This is a genomic window from Streptomyces sp. NPDC016309 (genome assembly GCF_043077235.1).
Lineage (GTDB): Bacteria > Actinomycetota > Actinomycetes > Streptomycetales > Streptomycetaceae > Streptomyces.
This window is the reverse complement of the sequence record NZ_JBIBSG010000025.1, coordinates 1-19,316: the sequence shown is the minus strand read 5'-3', so window position 1 is coordinate 19,316 and position 19,316 is coordinate 1. Positions and strand designations below refer to the sequence as shown.

General features: G+C 69.0%; 17 protein-coding genes and 9 pseudogenes. 9 read left to right on the top strand and 17 right to left on the bottom strand.

What is annotated here, in order from left to right:
- Positions 1 to 434 precede the first annotated feature (434 nt).
- The 3 genes and pseudogenes from ACF068_RS31985 to ACF068_RS31975 all read right to left on the bottom strand — a co-directional run.
- The gene (locus ACF068_RS31985; RefSeq protein ID WP_383995209.1) at positions 435 to 638 is read right to left on the bottom strand and encodes a cold-shock protein; all 204 of its coding nucleotides are present in this window, start codon (positions 636 to 638) and stop codon (positions 435 to 437) included.
- A gap of 153 nt (positions 639 to 791) precedes the next feature.
- Positions 792 to 968 (bottom strand): annotated as a pseudogene (locus ACF068_RS31980) (CBS domain-containing protein); the annotation flags it as partial.
- A gap of 109 nt (positions 969 to 1,077) precedes the next feature.
- A pseudogene (locus ACF068_RS31975) lies at positions 1,078 to 1,362 on the bottom strand (transposase); the annotation flags it as partial.
- 274 nt (positions 1,363 to 1,636) lie between these two features.
- Here ACF068_RS31975 and ACF068_RS31970 point away from each other — a divergent pair.
- Positions 1,637 to 2,074: a glutaredoxin domain-containing protein gene (locus ACF068_RS31970; protein WP_392277813.1), complete on the top strand. Its 438-nt coding sequence runs from the start codon at positions 1,637 to 1,639 to the stop codon at positions 2,072 to 2,074.
- A 333-nt stretch (positions 2,075 to 2,407) separates the two neighbouring features.
- Positions 2,408 to 2,885, top strand: a pseudogene (locus tag ACF068_RS31965) (cupin domain-containing protein).
- Here the strand turns inward: ACF068_RS31965 and ACF068_RS31960 are convergent.
- The 3 genes from ACF068_RS31960 to ACF068_RS31950 form a co-directional block, all read right to left on the bottom strand.
- The gene (locus ACF068_RS31960; RefSeq protein ID WP_392277812.1) at positions 2,848 to 4,050 is read right to left on the bottom strand and encodes a cytochrome P450; all 1,203 of its coding nucleotides are present in this window, start codon (positions 4,048 to 4,050) and stop codon (positions 2,848 to 2,850) included. The pseudogene ACF068_RS31965 and the gene ACF068_RS31960 sit on opposite strands and share 38 nt — an antisense overlap.
- 457 nt (positions 4,051 to 4,507) lie before the next feature.
- On the bottom strand, positions 4,508 to 4,750 hold the full coding sequence (locus tag ACF068_RS31955; protein ID WP_392277811.1) for a hypothetical protein: 243 nt from the start codon (positions 4,748 to 4,750) through the stop codon (positions 4,508 to 4,510).
- 114 nt (positions 4,751 to 4,864) lie between these two features.
- Positions 4,865 to 5,257: a hypothetical protein gene (locus ACF068_RS31950; RefSeq protein WP_392277810.1), complete on the bottom strand. Its 393-nt coding sequence runs from the start codon at positions 5,255 to 5,257 to the stop codon at positions 4,865 to 4,867.
- A 310-nt stretch (positions 5,258 to 5,567) separates the two neighbouring features.
- Between ACF068_RS31950 and ACF068_RS31945 the strand changes: the two are divergent.
- Both ACF068_RS31945 and ACF068_RS31940 read left to right on the top strand, forming a co-directional pair.
- Positions 5,568 to 5,876 (top strand): annotated as a pseudogene (locus tag ACF068_RS31945) (hypothetical protein); the annotation flags it as partial.
- 336 nt (positions 5,877 to 6,212) lie between these two features.
- Positions 6,213 to 6,473: a hypothetical protein gene (locus ACF068_RS31940; RefSeq protein ID WP_392277809.1), complete on the top strand. Its 261-nt coding sequence runs from the start codon at positions 6,213 to 6,215 to the stop codon at positions 6,471 to 6,473.
- 21 nt (positions 6,474 to 6,494) lie between these two features.
- On the opposite strand, the gene ACF068_RS31935 is transcribed toward ACF068_RS31940, so the two are convergent.
- From ACF068_RS31935 to ACF068_RS31915, 5 genes and pseudogenes are all read right to left on the bottom strand, one after another.
- Entirely contained in the window at positions 6,495 to 6,998 is a 504-nt protein-coding gene (locus ACF068_RS31935) for an NUDIX hydrolase (protein ID WP_392277808.1), read from the bottom strand.
- An 82-nt stretch (positions 6,999 to 7,080) separates the two neighbouring features.
- Positions 7,081 to 7,314: pseudogene (locus tag ACF068_RS31930) on the bottom strand (class I SAM-dependent methyltransferase); the annotation flags it as partial.
- 79 nt (positions 7,315 to 7,393) lie between these two features.
- On the bottom strand, positions 7,394 to 7,903 hold the full coding sequence (locus ACF068_RS31925; protein WP_392277807.1) for a hypothetical protein: 510 nt from the start codon (positions 7,901 to 7,903) through the stop codon (positions 7,394 to 7,396).
- Between the two features lie 22 nt (positions 7,904 to 7,925).
- Positions 7,926 to 8,996, bottom strand: a complete 1,071-nt coding sequence (locus ACF068_RS31920; RefSeq protein WP_392277816.1) for a MerR family transcriptional regulator — start codon at positions 8,994 to 8,996, stop codon at positions 7,926 to 7,928.
- Positions 8,997 to 9,250: 254 nt separating this feature from the next.
- Positions 9,251 to 9,331, bottom strand: a pseudogene (locus ACF068_RS31915) (XRE family transcriptional regulator); the annotation flags it as partial.
- Here ACF068_RS31915 and ACF068_RS31910 point away from each other — a divergent pair.
- The 4 genes and pseudogenes from ACF068_RS31910 to ACF068_RS31895 all read left to right on the top strand — a co-directional run.
- Positions 9,326 to 9,439 (top strand): annotated as a pseudogene (locus ACF068_RS31910) (GNAT family N-acetyltransferase); the annotation flags it as partial. The pseudogenes ACF068_RS31915 and ACF068_RS31910 overlap by 6 nt on opposite strands.
- 175 nt (positions 9,440 to 9,614) lie before the next feature.
- Entirely contained in the window at positions 9,615 to 9,785 is a 171-nt protein-coding gene (locus tag ACF068_RS31905; protein ID WP_392277817.1) for a hypothetical protein, read from the top strand.
- Complete coding sequence (locus ACF068_RS31900) at positions 9,764 to 10,168, top strand: tyrosine-type recombinase/integrase (RefSeq protein ID WP_392277815.1); 405 nt, start codon at positions 9,764 to 9,766, stop codon at positions 10,166 to 10,168. The genes ACF068_RS31905 and ACF068_RS31900 overlap by 22 nt, the downstream gene beginning before the upstream one ends.
- A 398-nt stretch (positions 10,169 to 10,566) precedes the next feature.
- A pseudogene (locus ACF068_RS31895) lies at positions 10,567 to 12,100 on the top strand (glutamate--cysteine ligase).
- Positions 12,101 to 12,351: 251 nt separating this feature from the next.
- Here ACF068_RS31895 and ACF068_RS31890 read toward each other — a convergent pair.
- Positions 12,352 to 13,452 (bottom strand): abortive infection protein, encoded by a 1,101-nt coding sequence (locus tag ACF068_RS31890; RefSeq protein WP_392277806.1) that lies wholly within the window; start codon positions 13,450 to 13,452, stop codon positions 12,352 to 12,354.
- 606 nt (positions 13,453 to 14,058) lie between these two features.
- Here ACF068_RS31890 and ACF068_RS31885 point away from each other — a divergent pair.
- On the top strand, positions 14,059 to 15,390 hold the full coding sequence (locus ACF068_RS31885) for a phospholipase D-like domain-containing protein (protein WP_392277805.1): 1,332 nt from the start codon (positions 14,059 to 14,061) through the stop codon (positions 15,388 to 15,390).
- On the opposite strand, the gene ACF068_RS31880 is transcribed toward ACF068_RS31885, so the two are convergent.
- From ACF068_RS31880 to ACF068_RS31860, 5 genes and pseudogenes are all read right to left on the bottom strand, one after another.
- Entirely contained in the window at positions 15,324 to 16,250 is a 927-nt protein-coding gene (locus ACF068_RS31880; RefSeq protein ID WP_392277804.1) for an ATP-binding protein, read from the bottom strand. The genes ACF068_RS31885 and ACF068_RS31880 overlap by 67 nt on opposite strands.
- A 442-nt stretch (positions 16,251 to 16,692) precedes the next feature.
- A complete protein-coding gene (locus ACF068_RS31875) occupies positions 16,693 to 16,980 on the bottom strand; it encodes a hypothetical protein (RefSeq protein ID WP_392277803.1) in 288 nt (95 codons plus the stop codon).
- A gap of 317 nt (positions 16,981 to 17,297) precedes the next feature.
- On the bottom strand, positions 17,298 to 18,254 hold the full coding sequence (locus ACF068_RS31870) for an ankyrin repeat domain-containing protein (RefSeq protein WP_392277802.1): 957 nt from the start codon (positions 18,252 to 18,254) through the stop codon (positions 17,298 to 17,300).
- 498 nt (positions 18,255 to 18,752) lie between these two features.
- Positions 18,753 to 19,154: pseudogene (locus tag ACF068_RS31865) on the bottom strand (transposase); the annotation flags it as partial.
- A 22-nt stretch (positions 19,155 to 19,176) separates the two neighbouring features.
- Positions 19,177 to 19,316: transposase (locus ACF068_RS31860; protein WP_392277814.1), on the bottom strand; the 140-nt coding region annotated here is incomplete at its 5' end.

The window sequence follows — 19,316 nt, the reverse complement described above, 5'->3', positions numbered from 1 at the left end:
ACAACCGCGACAGCACAGCCCACTCAGCATCCGAAAGCTCATGACGACGCACCACGACAAGCATGATCCCTCATCACCTGATCACCTTTGAAGACTCCCCCTAGTCCCCGCCCCTCACCCCGATCTCTCCCTGGCCCAGGACTGCACGGACTGCCACGAGTGGGGAAACCGTCATCGCTCCCGACGGACACCGCACGCTGTGCCCGGCGTGCCAGGGCCCCACCAGCAACGACACCCACCCGCACTCGCGTGAAGAAACGGTCGCCCCCGCCGCTCACCCGTGGCGCTCGCCAGCCCACACCACCGGGGCATCCAAGTCGCCGCTGACGCTGGGCACCTACCGGGCGGCAACGGAACAGGAGGGAGCGGGGCTGTACGACAAGAGGCGGCTGCCGGATGGGGACAGCCGCCTCGCTTCACACCCCTGCGCCCGGTCAGCTGCGGATGATGTTCTGGGCCTGCGGGCCCTTCTGTCCCTGGCCGATGTCGAAGGTGACGTGCTCGCCCTCCGTCAGCTCGCGGTATCCGCTGCCCTTGATCTCGGAGTAGTGCGCAAAGACGTCCGGCCCTCCGCCGTCCTGCTCGATGAAGCCGAAGCCCTTTTCGGCGTTGAACCACTTCACGGTGCCGCTGGCCATACTGGTCAATCCTTCGTTCAAGCTTGGGAGCAGCCCTTCATCGGGCGCTCCGGCTCTCTGCACGAGCCAACAGCCGTTCTACCCCCGCAGCACGGAACCTCACCCCCCTGGCCACACACTGCCAGCGTCCCCCGCTTCCGGCGCTCGGGGCGATCATGCGGCTGTGGGGCCGACGAGTTCGGACAGGACGTCTTCCATGGCGAAGAAGCCGATCACCGCGCCCTTGTCACCGGTGACGGCGGCAAGGTAGGTGCCACCTGCCCGCATCGCGGTGAGAGCGTCGTCGAGCGGAGTGTCGATCTGCACACGCATCACAGGATGCGGGGCGGCGGTCGCGGCGCGCGTTTGACCATGCCCCGGCGCCGGCCGCGGGAGAAAGGCCGAGCCGTGCAGTGCCAGCCAGCTATTGACTGGTCGTCTGGTTCGGCCCGGCCTGGAGCCCCCTTTCCCTGGCTCCGGCCGCGTGCTGGTAAGCCCGGCAGACGGTGGAGTCCACCGACACGGTCCAGCCAATGTCGTCAGCGCCGTCGGCCGCTGCCAGGACCGCCGCGAGGATGCGCTCCCAGGTGCCGTCCACGGCCCACCTAAGCAGCCGTTTGTGGGCGGTCCGGAACGAGCCGAGCTCGTCGGGCAGGTCCCGCCAGGGCGAGCAGGTGCGGTACTTCCACGCGATGACCTCCAGGGTTCGGCGGTGGTCGGCCCACCGCCGACCGCGGACCGGATCGTCCCCGGCCTGGACGCCCGGAGGTAGGTGAACGCACTGATCGCCGCGTGCGGGGTCATCGGGGTGAGCGGCGCGATGGTGTCGGGCAGGTCACTGGACCGTCCCGAACGTCCGTAGACGTGGCCGAACAGACGGTCAGGGCTGGTCGGCGCGTCCGCACGCACGCTCTGTGACGGACGTATGCTCATGGGGGGGCCGGCCGCCTGTCCGGCGAATGCCCAGGCGAGCGGCCTAGTTCGGGGAGTATTTCGACTCACCGGTAGCCTGCATCACCATGATGCGCGCTTGGACCTTGCCGATGCTGCTTGTACTCAGCGGCTCAGCCGTCGCGGCTAGGCAGATCTTCAATGGGAGCCCCGGCACAGCCGCAGCACTCCTGCTGGCGTTCCTGGCGCTCGCCAGCGTGAACTCACCCCTGATCTTCCCGAGGTCGATCGGTGCGCAGAAGGCACAACGCCGCAGCGCGGTCGACGGCCGACCGGTCGTCTTCTGGCGGCCGGGCTGCAAGTACTGCATACGACTGCGCATCCGGCTGGGCCGCAGCGCCCGCCAGTTGCACTGGGTCAACATCTGGCGCGACCCGGCAGGAGCCGCAGCGGTGAGAGCAGCCAACGACGGCAATGAGACCGTGCCGACCGTCGTCGTGACGGGCCAGCCACACACCAACCCCGATCCCAGATGGGTACGCGAACAGCTCTCCCCTTCCGCGTGATCAGAAACCGCGCCCTACGGAGAGGCACCCGCAGACACAACCGAAGCGCACAGAAGTTAAAAGACAAGCTAAGCCCTCCGTGCCAAGGGCTTGCCCAGCAGAACGCGTGACCGATCAGCGGGCCTGCCGTGACCAATCCGTCCCCGGCAATCGGTCAAACACCACGTCAGCGCCGTGACCGACCCATGCAACTCCCGACCGAGACGGTGACCGGTCATCGGTCACCCGGCATCGGCCAGCCCCCGGCTCGCCGGGAAGCCCAGGGGGCCGTGACCGACGCCGCCTGGCCGGAGCGCCTCCGGCCGGGGTGGGCAAGTCACCCTCGCGGGTGGCTTGCCCAGGCTCGCTGGGGCTTGCCCTCAGTTCGCGGGGCCTGGCCTCACCGTCGATGTCGGGGCGCATGTACATCGCCGGAGCGAGGAGCTGTTCTACGTCTTGGAGGGCGAGCTCGACGTGCTCGCCTTCGAGCCGCGCGTACGGACGGCCGACGCCTGGCGCGGCTGGGTGTCGGTGTCCGGCAACCGCCTGGTGCGGGCGACGCCTGGCACGGTCATCGTCGTACCGCCGGGTTGCCCGCATGTGTTCGCCAACCCGACGGAGGCACCGGCCAGGATGTTCTTCCGGTCGGCACCGCCGCCAGACCACGAGCGTTATTTCGACGAACTGTTGGAGCTGCTGTCGGCGGGCGGGCCGCCCGACGAGGCCGCCATCGCCGCCCTGCGCGCCCGGTTCGACATCGAGCAGCTCAACTCCGCTGCGCCACGGCCCGGCGGCTACCAGCGCACCGGGAGTGCCTCCGGGCCTCGGATGAGCACGTTCGTCTGCCAGGGCACCTCCTGACGGGGCACCGCCAGGCGAAGGGACGGCAGCCGTGCGGTGAGGGTGGCCAGCAGAACCTCCGCCTCCAGGTGTGCCAGCAGAGGGCCGACACAGAAGTGCGGCCCATTCCCGAAGGCGAGGTGCGGGGGGCCTTGGCGGTCGAAGTCGATGCGCCCGGCGTCGGGGTAGACGCGCTCGTCCCAGTTGGCGGCCACGTACGACACGTACACGTACTCGCCCTCGCGGATCAGTTCGCCGCCCACGACGACGTCCTCGGTGGCGACCCGGGGCTGGCCCACGCCGTGCTTGTGGGGCACCCACCGCAAAAGTTCGGTCACGGCCCTCGGCACCGCCTCCGGCTCGGCGCACAGCCGGTCCCACAGGCCGTCGGCCGTGAGCAGGGCGTAGACCATGCTGGCGGTGTTGTTGCTCACCGCGTGCCAGCCGTTGAGTCCGATCAGCGTGGCAAGCGCCAGCAGCTCCTCCTCGTCGATCGCGCCGCGGTCGACTGCCCGGACCAGCAGCGTCATGGTGTCGTCGCCGGGATCGGCGCGCCGCAGCCGGGCGAGGTCCCGGAAGTAGGCGCGGGCGTCCCGTTTGACGCTCTCGGCGCGCCGGGCGGCCGCCTCGTCCGACGCCCTCGTAAGGAGGGTCGTCGCCCAGTCGCGCACCTGGGAGCGGTCGGCCTCTGGGATGCCGAGGACCAGGCCGATCACGTCGAGCGGGAAGGGGGAGGTGACATGGCGGACCAGGTCGGCCGGCGGGTGCTCCTCGACCAACTGGTCCAAGCGGGCGTCCAACGCGGCCTGCACGCGGGGCCGCAGCCGTTCCAGAGCGGGCCGGCCGAACGCGGGTGCAACGACCGACCTGACCCGGGCGTGCTCCGGCGGATCGACGAAGCTGACAGCCCGGTCCAGCGGAACGAAGTGCCGGGTCATCTTCGGGATCGGCCGGCCCACGATGTCCCGGCTGAAGCGGGGGTCCGACGTCACGAACCGCACCAGGTCATACCGGGTCACCAGCCAGCAGTCGCCCTCGCCGTGCGGCAGCCGGATACGGCGCACCGGATACGCCTCCACGGAGGCATGCAGGAACGGGTCGAAGTCGAGCGCGGGAAGATCGTCGACGCTGTAAAGAGGGACGGGTACGCGGTGCATGGGCATCTTCCTGGTACGGGCCCGTACGGCCGTCGGCAGACGACCGAACCCTGCCCCAGCGCGCGCCCGCGCACACCACACCGTCAACACGCGTGAGAGTGATGCCCAGCGCTCGCTACCCGTGCCGGCACCGAGCCAACGGACGGTCCATGCGGGTGCAGAGAGATCCCCGGCCCATGTCACCCGGCGTGGCCGCCATGACCTTCGTCCGCCCAGACGCCTGGCTCACGGACACCCCGCTCGCCCCCACCCGCGTCACACCATTTGCAGCACACCGCCCCACCGGATGATCCAGCGGGGCGGATCTGCCAACATCCAGAGGGCGGACGCGAGGCACCTGGCGGGTCTGACAAGGCGCTCACCGGCCCGTGATCCCGCTGCGGTGTGGACAGGGCGCGGCCGCCCTGACGAGGGCGGCCGCGCACTCGGCCGGTCAGCCGACCCGGCGGGCGGGCGGTCACGGGGGCGGGGCCACCCACCCGTAGGGGCCGCCGCCCCGCCACTCGATCAGCGGGGAGCGCGCCGCCTCGTACTCGGACAGCTCCAGCCCCGCCCGGCGAAGGAACTCGACCACACCACGGAGGCTGTACGCGAGCCCCAGGATCTCCCCATCCGCGCGTACCCGCCGGCCGCCGGTCGGCGACGGCGGAGGACATCGGGTGGCGCCAGGCCCGCACCACGCTGCTCGAGGCCGTCGCACGCCACCACCACGCTCACCTGCTCGCCGCCACCGTCGAGCTCGGCGGTGAGCTGGAGCTCCCAGCTACCCGTAACGGGCGCTTCAGGGGCGCGGTCATACCAGAAGGCTGCGCGGTCAGCGACGCCGGCCGCCGCCGATGCGGCGGTCGTCGGCCAGTGCGGTAAGCGGGCCGAACTCACGGGCAAGCTGGCTCCACGTCAGAACCTCGCCACAGCGGGCCGGGAACTCCTTCGGGTTGAACTCGGGCATGGTCCAGGTGCCAGTGCCCCGGTCCCGCAGCCACAGGTCCCCGTCACCGTCGACCACAGTCGGCGGGACCGGTACGGGCTCGGCCTGATCGATGGGCTCCCAGGTGACCCGGCCCGGGTGGGAAACGCGGCGCAGCTCGGTGGTGGCCAGCCGCGCGGCCAAGTCACGGGTGGACTCTTCGGCGTCCTTGACCGACGCGAGTCGGAATGCGTCGTCAAGTACGGGCAGGGCTGGATTCTTGCTGCGCTTCGAACTCATACGCTGACTACCTCCGGTGGGGGGCGTCACATCCGTTATGGCACCCCGTAGAGCAACACGGTATCCGAGGCGGGAGCACGGGTCGGCTACGACCAATGTCCAGGTGGAGGCGCCGGCACACCGGGCGGTGGGGCTAAGTGGTGAACTGTCCAGATAAGACCGGCCCAGGAGGCGGCAGCCATGGGCATGAGGTCCTCCCCGGGAGCCAGGCATAAGGCGTACGCGCCGCGTACCTAAGCCGTACGCGGCGCGTACCTTTGCGCACGTCCTCTACAGGGGATGACCCGCCCGGCCCGGCCAGCCCCGCGGGGCCGCCGCCGAGGTCCTGCAACGCTCCAACGGGGCTCCCGACGCCCTCACCACGGGCGATCTGCACCTGCCCAGGCACATCGGCTACGCCCTCACCGGCCGCCGCGGCCTCGGCGACCGCGGAGATACTGGAACTTCTGGCCCCCTACGCCGGGCAGCGCCAGCGGGCCGCCCGCCTGCGGCCATTCTGCTCGGCGGGCGCATCCCCGCCCGCCGAGAGCCGCGGGCCCCGCGCGGACGCATCGCCCGCCTGAAGTGGCTGGCGCTCGGGCGCGGCCGCCAGCGACCGTTCTGCTTCGACCAGCCCTAGAAGGGTTCAGCGGCCTGCAGGAGGCGCTGCGGGAGGTGGGGGGATTCGACGCGGACGGCCCAGCCACGGCAGCCGGCTCGGTCCGCGGCGGGCTCCCGGCGGGGTTAGGCGAAGCGGATCAGGTGCAGTGGGGCAGGCTCATCGCATCCCCGGCCAGGCTGGCCGTCGGCACTGCACCGGCAGCGCTTCACAACGCGACCCATGAGAGCGGGTGACGGCCGCTGTGCGCGGCATGTCCTGGTATGCGGACGGCTCACCGGCCGCCACCAGATCACCTTGAGGCTCGGTCGCCGCTCCGTGTCTCACACTGAAAGGTGCCGGCCCTGCCCGGACCCCATGGGGGCCCGACGCGACGACCGCGGGCGCCTGGCCGGCAGCGCCTACGTCTGGACCCGCGTCGCCGAAAGCGAGCCCGACTTCGCAACCTGCCCGCCACACATCGCCCCCGACCCCGCCCTACGCGCCGTCTGGACCCGGGAGCGACACAACGTCTTCCAGTGGCTCCGCACCGCTGACCACCAGCCCTACTACGGCGCCCTCAAACCACTGCTCGAGGACTACGCCGAGCACCTGGCCAAGGAGATCGACAGACGCTGAGCCCGAGCGTGATGGGCAAGGTCAGGACCGCGCGGTCCGGAACGCCAGATACCGGCTGAAGGCTTCGTTGCTGTCGGGGGTGAAGCGCCACTCCAGCAGGGCCGACCGCAGCTCCGGCTCGGTCAGCCAGCCATGCCAGGCGACCTCGTCGGAATCAAGAACCACAGGGTCCGGCACCTCGGCTTCGTGCACGCCGAGCCAGTGAGGGCTCAAGCCGCTGCGGTTGATGAACGTGAAGAGCAGGCGCGGCAGCGCACGAATGCCCAGCTCTTCGGTCAGCTCCCTCGCGGCGGCCTGTTCATAGGATTCGCCGACATTTGCGGCGCCGCCGACCCCGACCTCATAGAACCCGGGGAAGCGCGATGCCTGCTCCGGCCGTCGGTGAACGAGGGTCCGTCCATGATCATCACGACACACCGTCACGGCGACTCGGTGCAGCCAACCCTCCTGGATGGCCTGCTGACGGCTGACCACCATCCCCAGCACACGATCCTGATCGTCGACACGCTCCACCAGTTCATCCACGACGCACACCCTGGCAGAGCCCACTGACAACGCCGCTTCTCCGAGCCCGCAGAGGCCAACCCGGGAGAACCGGAACTCTCGTCGAATAGTGGGCCAGTATGCCGCCGAGCCCGCCGTCTTTGATCGGCAGGGACTCCATCCGAGCCTCCTGGAAGCGCAGCTCCGGAGGGGCCCACCGGGCGTGATCGACCATGCCCGGGGAGAGGTCGAGACCGAAGACGTCCGTGCCCTGTTCATGCAGCATGGCCGTCAGATGTTCCGCGCCCTCGACATCGAAGGTGCGGATCATGGCCCGGGAGAAGCGGTGCTCCTCCAGCCCGCCCTGGTCTCGTTCTGATGATCCACCACCGGTCTGATAGTCCGTCCCTCCAGGGTCAGAAGTACGTGCCTGTGCGTCACGCAGCGGAACCAGGCGCGGAGGATCGCCGTGACCGATCCCGCCTGACGATGGCTTCAGCGACCTCTTGGATGGCGCCGCGAAGGAGGTTGCCGTAGGGATTCCGTGGAAGGCTGGGAGCGTGCGATTTGGCCGCGTCGATGTGCTCGGTGGCAGCTTCGAAGGAGCCGAGCCGCCGGTAGTTGTCGGCAAGGTTGAGGTACAGGGAGGGGTAGAAGCCGGCGATGTGGAGACCGGCGTCGTGCTCCTGGACGCGCTGCTCGGTCACGGCATCGGCAGCGTCCAGGGCCCGGATGTCCCAGGCCAGGGCTTGGGCAGGATCGTCGTAGAGATCTGCCAGGTGGTGAGCGAGAGAGCAGCGGTGCAGCGGGTCACCGGTGACGCCGATCGTGGACCACAGGTCCAGTAGCTTCTGGCGGGCGGAAGCGGTGCCACCGGCTCGCCCCTCGGCGACAGCGTGGCCTATTGCTTCCATGATCGGGTCGGGGCTGCCGGGTGCGGTGGTCATGGAGTGTTCCTCGTTGTCTTTCTCAGGCGGCATGGTCGGACTTGATGGGCATGGCCAGGGTGGTGAGATCGCCGCGATCCGCGGAGCGGATCGTGACGGGCTGGTCGTGTCCTCGCAGGTCGAGGAGTACGTCAGGGCCGATCGCGGTGCTCACGGCGGGATAGAGCGTGGTCAGCTCGAAGCAGATCCGGAGGGGCCGGCCCGTCGCGGTGGCCGGAAGTGTGATGCCGGAGTGTTCGTCGTCCACTGACACGACGTTCACTGCGTGATCGGCGACATGCAGTGCGACGCGCTCGCCGGGTTGTTCTTCCAGGGCTCGCAGGAGCAGGTCCTTCGAGAGCGCCGCACGAGTGCTGACTTCGCCCAGTGACGCGAACATCAACCGGTAGTCGGGGAACTCCTCGGGCAGCAATCGGCAGTGCTGGCCCTCCCGGTCGGCCACGCGAAACCAGATCCCGTTCGAGGCCGCTTCCAGTCGCACCAGCGGACTGCGTCGGATCTCGGCGACCGCGGCTCGCAGCTCGTGGCCGTGGACCGTGCCGGCCCACGTCTGCCTCGGTGCTTCAGCCGGCACCAGCGTTCTGGTGGAGAGTCGGTATCGGTCCGTCGCAGTCAGCGTGACTGCCTCATGACTCGCCTCGATGCGCACACCGGCGAGTTCCGGAATGCCACGCTCGTGCGCGGTCGCGGTCAGGACCTGCTCGACCGCGGCCGCCAGCACGGGCCCCTTCACCGCCGTAATCGGAAGACCTGGCGCGTCGCCGAGCGCGGACTTGATGACAGCGGCCTTCTGCTGCACGGCCGCTGCCTCTCCGACGACCTTCGCGACATGCTCATCGAGGAGCCGGGAAGCCTCGTCAGCCCCGGAACCAAGCACAGCCTCGACAGCGGCCAGGGGCATGGCGAGCTCGCGGAGCTGACGCAACGTGGTCCCCCGAGCCACCTGTGCAGTGCTGTAGTAGCGGTAGCCCGAGACCGGGTCGACCTCGGCAGGGGGCAGCAGCCCGGAGTCGGCGTAGAACCGCAGTGCGCTGGAGGTCAGTCCACTGCGTTGGGCGAAGGCCCCGATCGGCATCAGCTCATCGTTTGGCACCGCGTCATCATCGAGCTTCAACCAACCTGAAGGTCAACACCGACAAGCACCGACAAGCACCGACAAGCACCGACACCAACCTCATGGCCGGCAACACCTAGCTAGGAGGCCGGACACGGATGACCACAGTTGTCAACCTGTCGCGCTCAGGCTCAACCGCCCACAACACCGTCGGTGACACCCAGCCTGCCTATGTGACAACCATCGTGCTTCGGCTCAACTCAGTCACAGCAATTGGTGCTGGGGCTGCGGGTTCAGTATTCGAGATCCAGGTAGTCGATGTCGTTGATCGCCACGTCCGAGAGTCCCATGGCGCGGGCACCGCCGTCCTGGACTCTCTCGCGGTAATCGACCAGTGGCGCGGCAAGGGCATCGCGCGCGCCCTGGTCGCCGAAGCGGAGAAGGCGGCCCGCTCGCAGCCAGCCGGGAAGCTGGGCGCGGCCGTCCTGTACGCCACGCACGAGCCGGAGCTGACGGACTTCTACGCGAGGCTCGGCTTCACCCTCTCCCCCGACGGCATCGGCATCCCCACCCCGGCCGGGATCATCTGCCACGGCCCGCTCAAGGGCTTCAAGTTCTCGCACGTCCGGGTACACCGAGGCGGAGTGGGCCCGGTTCGTGGCCGTCGCCCGCGACGAGCACCGCGTCGCGGCATACGGCAAGCGCGCCTACGCCCTGCTGCTCACCCTCTACACCTGCTGCCTGCGCATCGACTCCCTGCTCAACGCCCGCGTCGAAGACCTCGGATACGACAGGGGCACCGCGTCGTGCTGCTCCTGGAGAAGGTGAAGGGCGGCGGCCGGAAGAAGAAGCCGATCCCGCCGGCCATGTGGGACGCACTCACGGAGTACCTCGACGGCCGCACCACCGGCTGGCTGTTCTGCACCGCCAGCGGCGCCCAGCTCGACGAACCCGCCGTATGGCGGCTCCTCCAGTCGCTGGCCAAGCGCGCCGGGCTCCCGCTGCGCGGCCCGCACGGCGTCAAGGGCGACGCCGTCACCCACGCCTTGGCGAAGCCGGACGCCCGGCCGGACAAAGTCCAGCAGTGGGCCGACCACAAGGACTCCCGCACCACCCAGCTCTACAACCGGCGCCGGGAACTCCTCGACGACAGCCCCGGCTACGGGCTCGCGGCGGACGTCGCCGGAGCGCTGGCACGCGACTCCGACTGAGTCCCAGACGGCACCTGTAGGGATCTGAGCTGCGTAAACACCACCGCTCAGAGTCCTACAGGTGCGCGCGACGGGGCTAGGACACCGGGGCCGTGCCGGGCGGTTGCCGTGCTGTCGCGGTTTGGTGGCGCGGCTGAGTCGCTGCCGCTGTTCGCCCGCTGTCGAACCCTGCGGCTGCGGTCGGTTTGCCTCAGCGCCGCCGTTTCGCCGCCGCCCGTCACTGGCTGCCTCGGAAGCCGGAGGCGCCTTGGCTGCCGCAGTTATTGCGGGGCATGCTCAGTGGACTCTGTCCAGCGTTGCCTGTCAGGAGGCCGGTGCCGATCACCGTCGCGCTGGCAGGGTCTCGTGACAGGTGATTGGCGCAGTAGTTGCCGAAGGTGGCATTGCCCAGCCCTCCGATGACGTCAGCATGCACCGGGCCGGCGGAGGCCGTGGAGCCGCCGACCGGCACCGACGCAGCACCAGCACAGCCCGGCTGGCCGACGGCAGCCGGCCGCACAGCCGGGACGGACGGCGCGCGGCGGCGGCGGAACGGCGGCAACGATCGGAACCCCGGCCCGCGGCAAGACGGCTGCAGTGGGCTCGGGCGGTGCCCTGAGCCATGCCTGCCCTCGTTCCGTAAAGCCAGGACCGTGGTCCGTTCCCGGCATCCAGTACCTGTCCACTCGCGCACGTCCCGCTCCCCTTCGTTGAGGGATGTCGTCTTTGCACCCTGCCTCGGGGTCACCATCCGTGACAGCATGGTGACCATGACGACTACAGGGCGTATGTCTGCCGGTACACGAGGACTGCTCCCCGATCATGGCCGAGGGCGGACGGTCGCGGGCGGGCAGGCCGCGTTGACGGTGGGAGCGGAGGAGGAGTTCCTCCTGGTCGACCCTGTGTCGCGCGCGGTGAGCGCGCAGGCGGGCGCGGTGGTGGCCGAGGCGGCGGGTGAGCTCTGTGATCGCGTGGGCCCTGAGCTGACGCGCTACCAGGTCGAGGTGCGCACCGACCCGCACTCCAGCCTTGCCGATTTCGCGGAGCAGGTCCGTTCCACGCGCGAGGCGATCGTGCGGGCTGCCGACCGCCAGGGTCTGCGGGTCATCTCCAGCGGCAGCCCGGTCTTCGGCCAGGTCTCCCCGCCGCCGCTGACCGCCGGCGCCCGCTACACGGCGAGCGCCGCGGCATTCGGTGCCCTGGACGACGAACAGTGTGCCTGCGCCTGTCACATCCACGTCGGTGTTCCCGACCTCGCCACGGCGCTGCAGATCAGCAACCGCCTGCGCCCCTGGATCCCGGCCCTGATCGCTCTCGCCGGTAACTCGCCTTTCTGGGCGGGTCGGGACACTGGGCACGCCAGCTGGCGCACGACGACCTGGGGACGGTGGCCGGTGGCCGGGCCTCCCCCCCTACTTCGAGTCCACTTCCCACTTCGAGGACCTCGTCGCCGGCTTCCTCACGACCGGCAGCATCATGGACCGTGGCGGCCTGTACTGGGACATCCGCCCCTCCCACCACGTACCCACACTCGAATTCCGCTCCGCCGACGCGACCACCACCCCGGGCGAGACCGTGCTTCTCGCCGGGCTCGTCCGGGCGATGACCGCCACCGCCCTGCACGCCACCACCACCGGCGACCCGGTTTTCCGGCCCGCGCCGGAGGTGCTGCGCACCGCCTGCTGGCGCGCGGCCCGCGACGGCCTGGCCGGGCAGGGCATCGACCTGTCCACCGGCCGCCTGTCCCCCGCCGTCGACCAGGTCGACCAGCTCCTGGCATGGCTGCAACCCGCTTTGGAGGAGCACGGCGACACGGAACTGGTGAACACCCTCTGGTCACGTCTGCGCGCCACCGGCAGCGGTGCCGACCGGCAACGCGCCGCCTATCAACGCCGAGGCCGTCTCACCGACATCGTCGACCACCTCATCTCCTCGACCACCGAATCGGATTGAGATCGCACACTGGCACCCGCAGACAGGCCCGACCCGGCCGGGATTCTCCGTGCCGGCTGCGGACACCTGAAGCGAACCCCTTGAAGAGCAATTGGCCGGGGAGCAGGCCCTGAGCGTTGATCTGCACAGCGAGCTGGCGCCCTTGGAGGATCCGTATGGGCGCGGGATTCCTTGCGATTGATGGGCGACCAGCACGCACTGGTCCCCGCTCCTGGCGATCGGAAGCACCGTGATACCGGTGGCGGCAGGTGTCACCGGAACCGGTCGGCCACTGTGTGAAAGGAGTGTTTGGGCTCCCACTGCCCGGTTTCCGCGTAGCCGCGCCGCGTCCCGGTCGGGAAGGTCTTGACCAGCGCGAAGCTGGCGATATCCAGGTCGTGGCGGCGCTGCGGGGAATGGGGCGAGTCGGGGGCGATGAAGTTGTAGACGAACGCGCCTTCCACCCGCTCGGCTGTATAGAGGGCCAGCAGCTCCCCGATCTCGCCGGCCTGCTCTCGTTCATTGCGCACGTAGCCGTCCTTGACCACCGGAGGTTCCCGCTCCCAGTCCACCACGTTGAAGCCCGACCCACCCTGCTCCTTGGCCCCCGTGAAGGTGCAGCAGCCGAACTCGGTGATGACGACTGGCTTGCCGTGCCGTTGCAGGGCGCGCAGCACCTTGGTGTAGATGGCCTTGTTGTCCGCGTTCCGGTACAGATTGACCCCCACGACGTCGAAGCCACGCCAGTCGACCTCCTCCCACTCCCCTGAGCTGTATGTGACCCGCCCCTTGAACAGCGGGCGTACGGTCTTGAGCGCCCGGTCCAAAAAGGTGTTCAGCCGCTCCTGATAGCCGGCCGACTCGGGGTGCCCCAGCGCCTGACCGCGCTCGTTGTAGTCCTTGCCCGGCACTAGTCCGGACATGAAGATGGTCAGCTCGGTGCCGACTGCGATTCCTACGCCGGGATGGCGGGTGCGCAGCCGCTCGGCAGCGCACGCCACCGTGCCGAGGAAGGCGAGGGTCTGCTCCGCGTCCCTGTCGAACTGCCGCGGCTCGAACCAGACGAAAAGGCCGTGCGCGGCCGCGATCGACGCAGCCTCCGTCAGCCGGTCAAGGTCGTGGCCGAGCAACAGGACCGCGTTGCAGTGCAACTGCTCCCTGATGGCCGCGATCTCCCGGCGCACATACTCCATGCGCCAGACATCACGGTCTGTATCGAAGTTGACGCCCTTGTAGGTAAGCGATCCAGCGGTCCGCGGCGGCGGCGCGCCGGTGGCCCCTGCACGGGCGTGCGCGGTGCCGGCGGCGCAAACGGCGGACAGGGCCGCAGTGCCGGTAAGCAGGGTCCTGCGGGCGATCGGTGCTGTATTCATGCCGACAGCTTGTACAGAATGGGGCCGACCGCACGTCGACCGAAAGGCTTCGCAGTCTCGACCAAAGTCGCCACCGCGCTCGACCTGCGGCGCAGGGAGCAGGCGAACGCGACGCAGGACTCGGAGACTCACGGTCCGCCGGCACATGAGGAGTGGTTCTCGGCCGGGACGGCGGCGCGCGCCGCGACACCCCGAGAGCAGGAAATCGGCGTCATGTGCACAGGCATGGTATGGGCGGCCCTCTCCCTGGGCTCTTGTGGAGCGTGTCTCAGGAGGCTCGCGATGCCCGCCCGCTGGTTGGCCCGGTGCACGCCCTGGCACCCCTCCACGGCCCCGAAGCCGTCCGGGCAGGCAGTAGCGGGTGTCCAGCCAGAGCAGCCGGCGCTCGGCACGGCGGGCAGGCCCCCGGGACGCCGGCGGTGACGAAGTCAATCCCGTGTCGGCGTAGATGTAGATACGGAAGTTCACGCGAAGGCCGACAACCGGTCGCCGGTGCGGTGAACCGGAGTGGGCCTCGGAAGCCCCGGGCATCCGCAGCCCCCCACCGGGGCGGCTTCTCGGGGCCAGGGGTAGCCCACAAGCCGTGGCCGGATAGGGTCACCGTTCGTGACGAAGATCAATCTCGCCCGGACGGCGACCACGACAGCAGCTGCTCTCGCCCTCCTCGGCACCACAGCCCCGGCACCCGCGCTCGCCGACGGCGGCACGTCCGCCCCTGCCGTAACGACCGGTGCCTTGTTCAACGACCCCACCAGCACCGACCCGGCACGGACCGACGCGATACCCACACACCTCGCCCGGCTCATCGACGGCGCGGTTCCCGGGTCCGACATCATGATCTCCACGTACGTGTTCGGCTCCAAGTGGGTGGTGGAGCGGCTGAATGCGGCGCACCTGCGCGGGGTCAACGTTCGGGTGATCCTGGACAGCGAGACGCTCCGGCACTGGGAGGGCGGTCCGATGTACGACCTGCTCGCCGCCGGGCTCGCCAAGAAGCCAGCCGGTTCGGGCGACTCCTGGGTACGGCTGTGCGCCGACAAGCAGGCGTGCCTGGCGAAAGATCCGAACCCGGCAGACGGCTGGCCCAGCGTCAACCACAACAAGTTCTACTTGTTCTCCAAGACCAAGGGAAGCGCCACCGCCACCGTGCCGGTGGACAACGTGGTCGTGCAGTCATCCGCGAACATGACCACCTGGGACCGGAAGAAGGCCTGGAACGACGCTCTGACGGTGGCCGGTAATCAGCCGCTGTACGCCGCCTACGCCGCCTACTTCAAGCGTCAGGCCGAAGCACAGGCGGACCCGTCCAAGCAGGTTTCCGACGTGCTGATGGACACCCAGGCGGGCCGCGCCAAGGCCTACTTTTTCCCACGGGCGACCACGGACGTCATCGTCAACATCCTCGGTATGGTGGACGACCCGGTTGACGGGAAGCCAGCCTGCTACGGAAACGACACCGGCCACGGCACCACCGATGGCCGCACGGTGATCCGCGTCGCGATGCACGGGATCACCCGCCCGGAAGTCGCGCAGAAACTGTGGGACCTGGACGACGCGGGCTGCTACGTGGACATCGTGTACCGCGACCTCGACGCGTCGGGGACCGAAGTCGCGCAAATCCTTAACAAGCCGACCCGGTACGGCGGTATCGGCCTGCACAAGCTGGACGACGCGGCGGGCGGCACACACACCGCCACCCACACCAAGTACCTGCTCATCGAGGGCACCTACAAGGGCAAGAACAACCAGAAACTCGTCTTCACCGGCAGCCACCCCTACACCAAGTCGGGCCTGATCGGTAACGACGAAGCCCTCCTCAAGTGGGATGACTCCACGGACCCTGAGCACCACACCGCCTCTGTCTACGACGCCTACCGGGAAAACTTCCGCACCCAGCGAGCCCTCGCCGACACGCAGAACACGCAGCCACAGCCGTAGCTCTGACGGCGGGCGCGGCAGCGAAGCCCAGCGCAACGCCGACCCCAGGCCGGTGGGCGCTGCCGCAGCCTCGCCAGCAGGCACCCGGCTACTCCCACGTCAGACGTAAACGGCCGTTCTGCGAGCCGCGCGCCCGCTGAAGGCGTAGTGCCGCAGATTCGAGCGGTCGCTTGCGTCGAACGCCGGGTCGGGGACGTCACCGAAAGGCGCTGGCCCCACTGAGGGTCGCTGGTGCGCTTCAGCAGCGTGTCGCGGCGGCCGGCCGGCGGATGGGCGACGAGGAACAGATGCGACTGCTCGCCGATCCCTGCGAGGGGGTCCGTCTCGATCTGCTGCTCCATGAGTTCCAGGGCGGCCTGGTCGGCGAAGCGGTGACGCTCGTGGAGGCGTACGACATCACGGTCGGACAGGACGTGCGTGGTCTTGTCGCCGCGGCCGTAGTAGCGGCCGTCGACCATGCAGGGCGCGGCGGGGCCGGCAGGGATATGGACGACGAGATACCCATGTTCCTCGTTGGCTGCCGAGGGGATGTCGGTGGTGACGACGGTGAGCGGCGGGTCGGGCACCGCGCGGGCGACCTGTTCGACTTTCTCACCCAGTCCCTTCAAGGGCTGCGGAGCACGGAAGAAGGTGCAGTTGTCCTTGTCCTCGGCGATTCCGATGATCAGCGTCCCGCCGTCGACGGCGAAGGAGGCTATGTCGCGGGCGAGTTCTCTGCTGTCGCCTTTGGTGGCAGCCAGGGCCTTCTTGAGGCCCAGGTAGTGGGTCTCCTCCAGCGGTCCGCCTTCGATGGCGGCCTGGAGACCGGCTTCTGTTCGCGGTGACCAGCCGGGAACTTGGGGCGACAGGCAGATCGGCATCACGGGAAGCCCTCCCGCATCGTGTCCGCGGGCGCACCGGAATGCCGCCCACACCGCGGTTGAGCCTACGGGGTGCGAGGTGGTGCAGGACCATGGTGGTCGGGCCCGTCATCGTGTCGGCTCGATCAGCCCGCCACGTGCTCGTCCTTCGTCATCGAAGGCCCACTCCCGGGCGGCCAGTACCCAGGCACGGTATTGAAACCGCATCAGCGCCACCAGCACGGCAATACCTACCACTCCGCCCGTGACGAATCCGGCGACTGCCGAGTGGTCGGATGCGAGCACGGCGAGCAGGCCCGCAACCGAGCCGGCCAGACCGCGGTGACCACGCCGATCATTCCGGCGATCGTCCGGAAGACCTGCCAGTACCCGCCGTGCAAGCCCTGGAGGGCAAAGCGTGGCGAGGGCGGGACGCTGGCCAGGTAGTCGGTCAGTGCGGGGGCTACGTCGAAGTAGTAGGCACGCAGCCGAGCGATCCGTTGGGCGTAGCGGAGGTCTTCGATTCCCGACTGGAGAACCCGGTCGAAGGTGACCACTCCGACGAAGGACAGCGTGGACAGAAGATCAGGCCCAAGGCGTAGAACGCGGTGCCGATGCCGGTCGCCGTGTCGATCAGGCCGAGGGCGACCATCCCGGCGGACACTGAACCGATGAAGATCGTCGCCCGGCTGGTCGATTCGCTGATCGTCGCGGCTCGCGCTCCCTGCAAGGTGAAGTGCTCGGTGGTCACGAAGGAGACGGCGGCCTGCTGCGGCTCTCGGTCATGTGCCCCGGTCCTCGCGTTCTCGTCGGTGCTCGTACGACCACCAGCTTCCTGGATGCGACCCGCATGTCTTGCCGATGATCTCCTCGGACACCCCAGGACATCCAGCACCACCTTCCGCATGTCGGGGAGCGCGGGGGCTCTCCATGTGGGCCTCCGGCGGCACGCAGTCGATGCGGGATGCCTCGTCCGATGAGCTGCGCCTATGTGAGAGGGCTGCGACGCGCCGAGGCGAGGCGGTCGAGATTCTCCGGGGTGCACAGCCGGAGGTGATGTGCTCTGAGTCAGTGACTCCAGTAGTCGCGGCGGGGCAGTTCGGCCCATACATCGGGCGGTCCGGCCACGGCGCGCCTGTCGGTCGGGCGCAGCCCTGCGAAGGCGCAGGCGTAGGCGACGGCGTTGTGCTGGTAGAGGTACGAGGCAAGCACCTGTTCGGAGCTGTCGTCCTCGTCAGGTCCTCCGCCCGGGTGCAGGTCTGAGCCCTCGATCGTTCCATGACGGGCGATGCTGCCCTGATTGCCGCTCTTGGGGTTGGCGTAGAGGCCGTAGCAGACGGTGCCGGCGGACAACCGGACCAGCACTCCCGGCATCTGCGGCGCGTACCCCCAGGGCTGGGTGACAATGCAGCCGCCCGGCACGGACGTCACGCCGACGATGTGCTCGCTCTCGTCCATGTCGGAGGCGTAGGGACCCTCCAGCAGCTCGTCGATGAGCTCGCCGTCCACCGGCGTCGCCTTGAGACGGCGCACCGCTTCGGCCGCGTCGATACCGGCCACGCAGGCCAGCCCCGTACCGTCGTAATAGAACTCACCCAATGCGGCGGTGAGCCGATGGGCCTCCTGCGCTGCTGCCCGCTCGGTGTCGGTCAGGGCTACCCCTTCCGGCACCGAGAACAGCTCCGGTGTCGGTCCGGCCAGGCTCAGCCGCCCCGGTGACCAGCCGCCGAACGACAGCCGCCAGGGATCGGCCCCGGCGGCGGCGAGCGCTTGTGCGTTGGCCGGCTTCCTGGATATCACGGCTGCCCACAGTGCCGTCACCCCGTTCTCCAACGCGTCCACATCCGCAACCCGGCGGGCCAGTTCCGCAACAGCCTCCGGGGAACCGAACACCGCTGCCCGATGCAGGGGCCGGCTCCCGTTCCAGCCCTCCGGGTCGGCTCCCTGGTCGAGGCGCCGGCGGATGTCCTCGGCATCCGTCCAGTCCCCGCCCATGCCGGCCCAGCCGTCACTCTCTGCGGCCACCGCTCCCCCTCGAACAAGCCAAGTCCAGGTTCTATGACCGGACCCTACACTCCGCCCAACCGTCGTACGCTGAAAACACGGGATACGTACGCAATACGTACGTATAGGATTGCTGCAGGGTAGGGGGAGGCGCCCGGAGGTGTCTTATGTCCCGCCACAGCCGGAAAGCGCTTGCCTGCATCGGGGCCTTCCGCTCGACAGCGGTCACCCCTGAGGTCGACCCGGTGCTGCACCGCTCCGCTCTCACCGTGGCCTGGGTCCAGACCGGCCTTGGATGCCTCGTCGGGCGAGGACGAGGACGGTCGCCTCGTAGCGGACCGCGAGCTCGTCGTATCCGCGTAACACTCGCGGAAGTCGACTGGGTCGAACTGTGGTGGTCGGCCGCCTTGGGAGCCGAGCTCCTGGCGGTTGCATGCCTGGTCGGCCTTGTCGGGGATGGTGCATCGGATTTCTCGGCGGCACAGGTAGGCGCGGATTCTGCGGGAGGCATACGCCATGTCAGCGCGGACCCGATGGGGACGGACGCGTGGCGCCCGGCCCGATGCGGGGCACACGGACTTTCTCCGATACGGGTTCGAACTGCGGCGAGTCGCCGCGCTGCCCGGCCGTGATCACGATCGACATGGGCTGGCGTTGCTCGACGGCCAGGGGCAGCTTGGTGGTGAACCCGCCGCGCGACCTTCCGAGCCCGTGGCCCGGCCGCATACTGGTGGGCGCGCGGGTGACCGTGGAGTCGACGCTCAGGGTTCCACGTGATCGCGAGTAGAGCCGGGTCAGGATGCGGTGCCAGGTGCCGTCCCGCTGCCATCGGCGGAACAGATCGTAGGCCCGGCCCCACGGTCCGTACTCAACGGACACGTCCCGCCACGGAACACTGGTCCCGACCCGGAAATCGATACAGCCTAGAGATCGTCTTCAAAGGTCAGATCCAGAGCAGGATTGAGGCGATGGTGACGGCGGCTTGGCCGGACTCGCGGGTCTTGTCGTAGCGAGTGGCCAGTCCGCGCCACTGCTTGAGTCGGTTGAAGCAGCGCTCGACGACGTTGCGGCGACGGTAGAGGC

Excerpts from the sequence above, each read along its gene's own strand:
- ACF068_RS31985 (WP_383995209.1), bottom strand. The coding sequence starts at position 638 with ATGGCCAGCGGCACCGTGAAGTGGTTCAACGCCGAAAAGGGCTTCGGC.
- ACF068_RS31970 (WP_392277813.1), top strand. The coding sequence starts at position 1,637 with ATGATGCGCGCTTGGACCTTGCCGATGCTGCTTGTACTCAGCGGCTCA.
- ACF068_RS31960 (WP_392277812.1), bottom strand. The coding sequence starts at position 4,050 with ATGCACCGCGTACCCGTCCCTCTTTACAGCGTCGACGATCTTCCCGCG.
- ACF068_RS31950 (WP_392277810.1), bottom strand. The coding sequence starts at position 5,257 with ATGAGTTCGAAGCGCAGCAAGAATCCAGCCCTGCCCGTACTTGACGAC.
- ACF068_RS31940 (WP_392277809.1), top strand. The coding sequence starts at position 6,213 with ATGGGGGCCCGACGCGACGACCGCGGGCGCCTGGCCGGCAGCGCCTAC.
- ACF068_RS31925 (WP_392277807.1), bottom strand. The coding sequence starts at position 7,903 with ATGACCACCGCACCCGGCAGCCCCGACCCGATCATGGAAGCAATAGGC.
- ACF068_RS31890 (WP_392277806.1), bottom strand. The coding sequence starts at position 13,452 with ATGAATACAGCACCGATCGCCCGCAGGACCCTGCTTACCGGCACTGCG.
- ACF068_RS31880 (WP_392277804.1), bottom strand. The coding sequence starts at position 16,250 with ATGCCGATCTGCCTGTCGCCCCAAGTTCCCGGCTGGTCACCGCGAACA.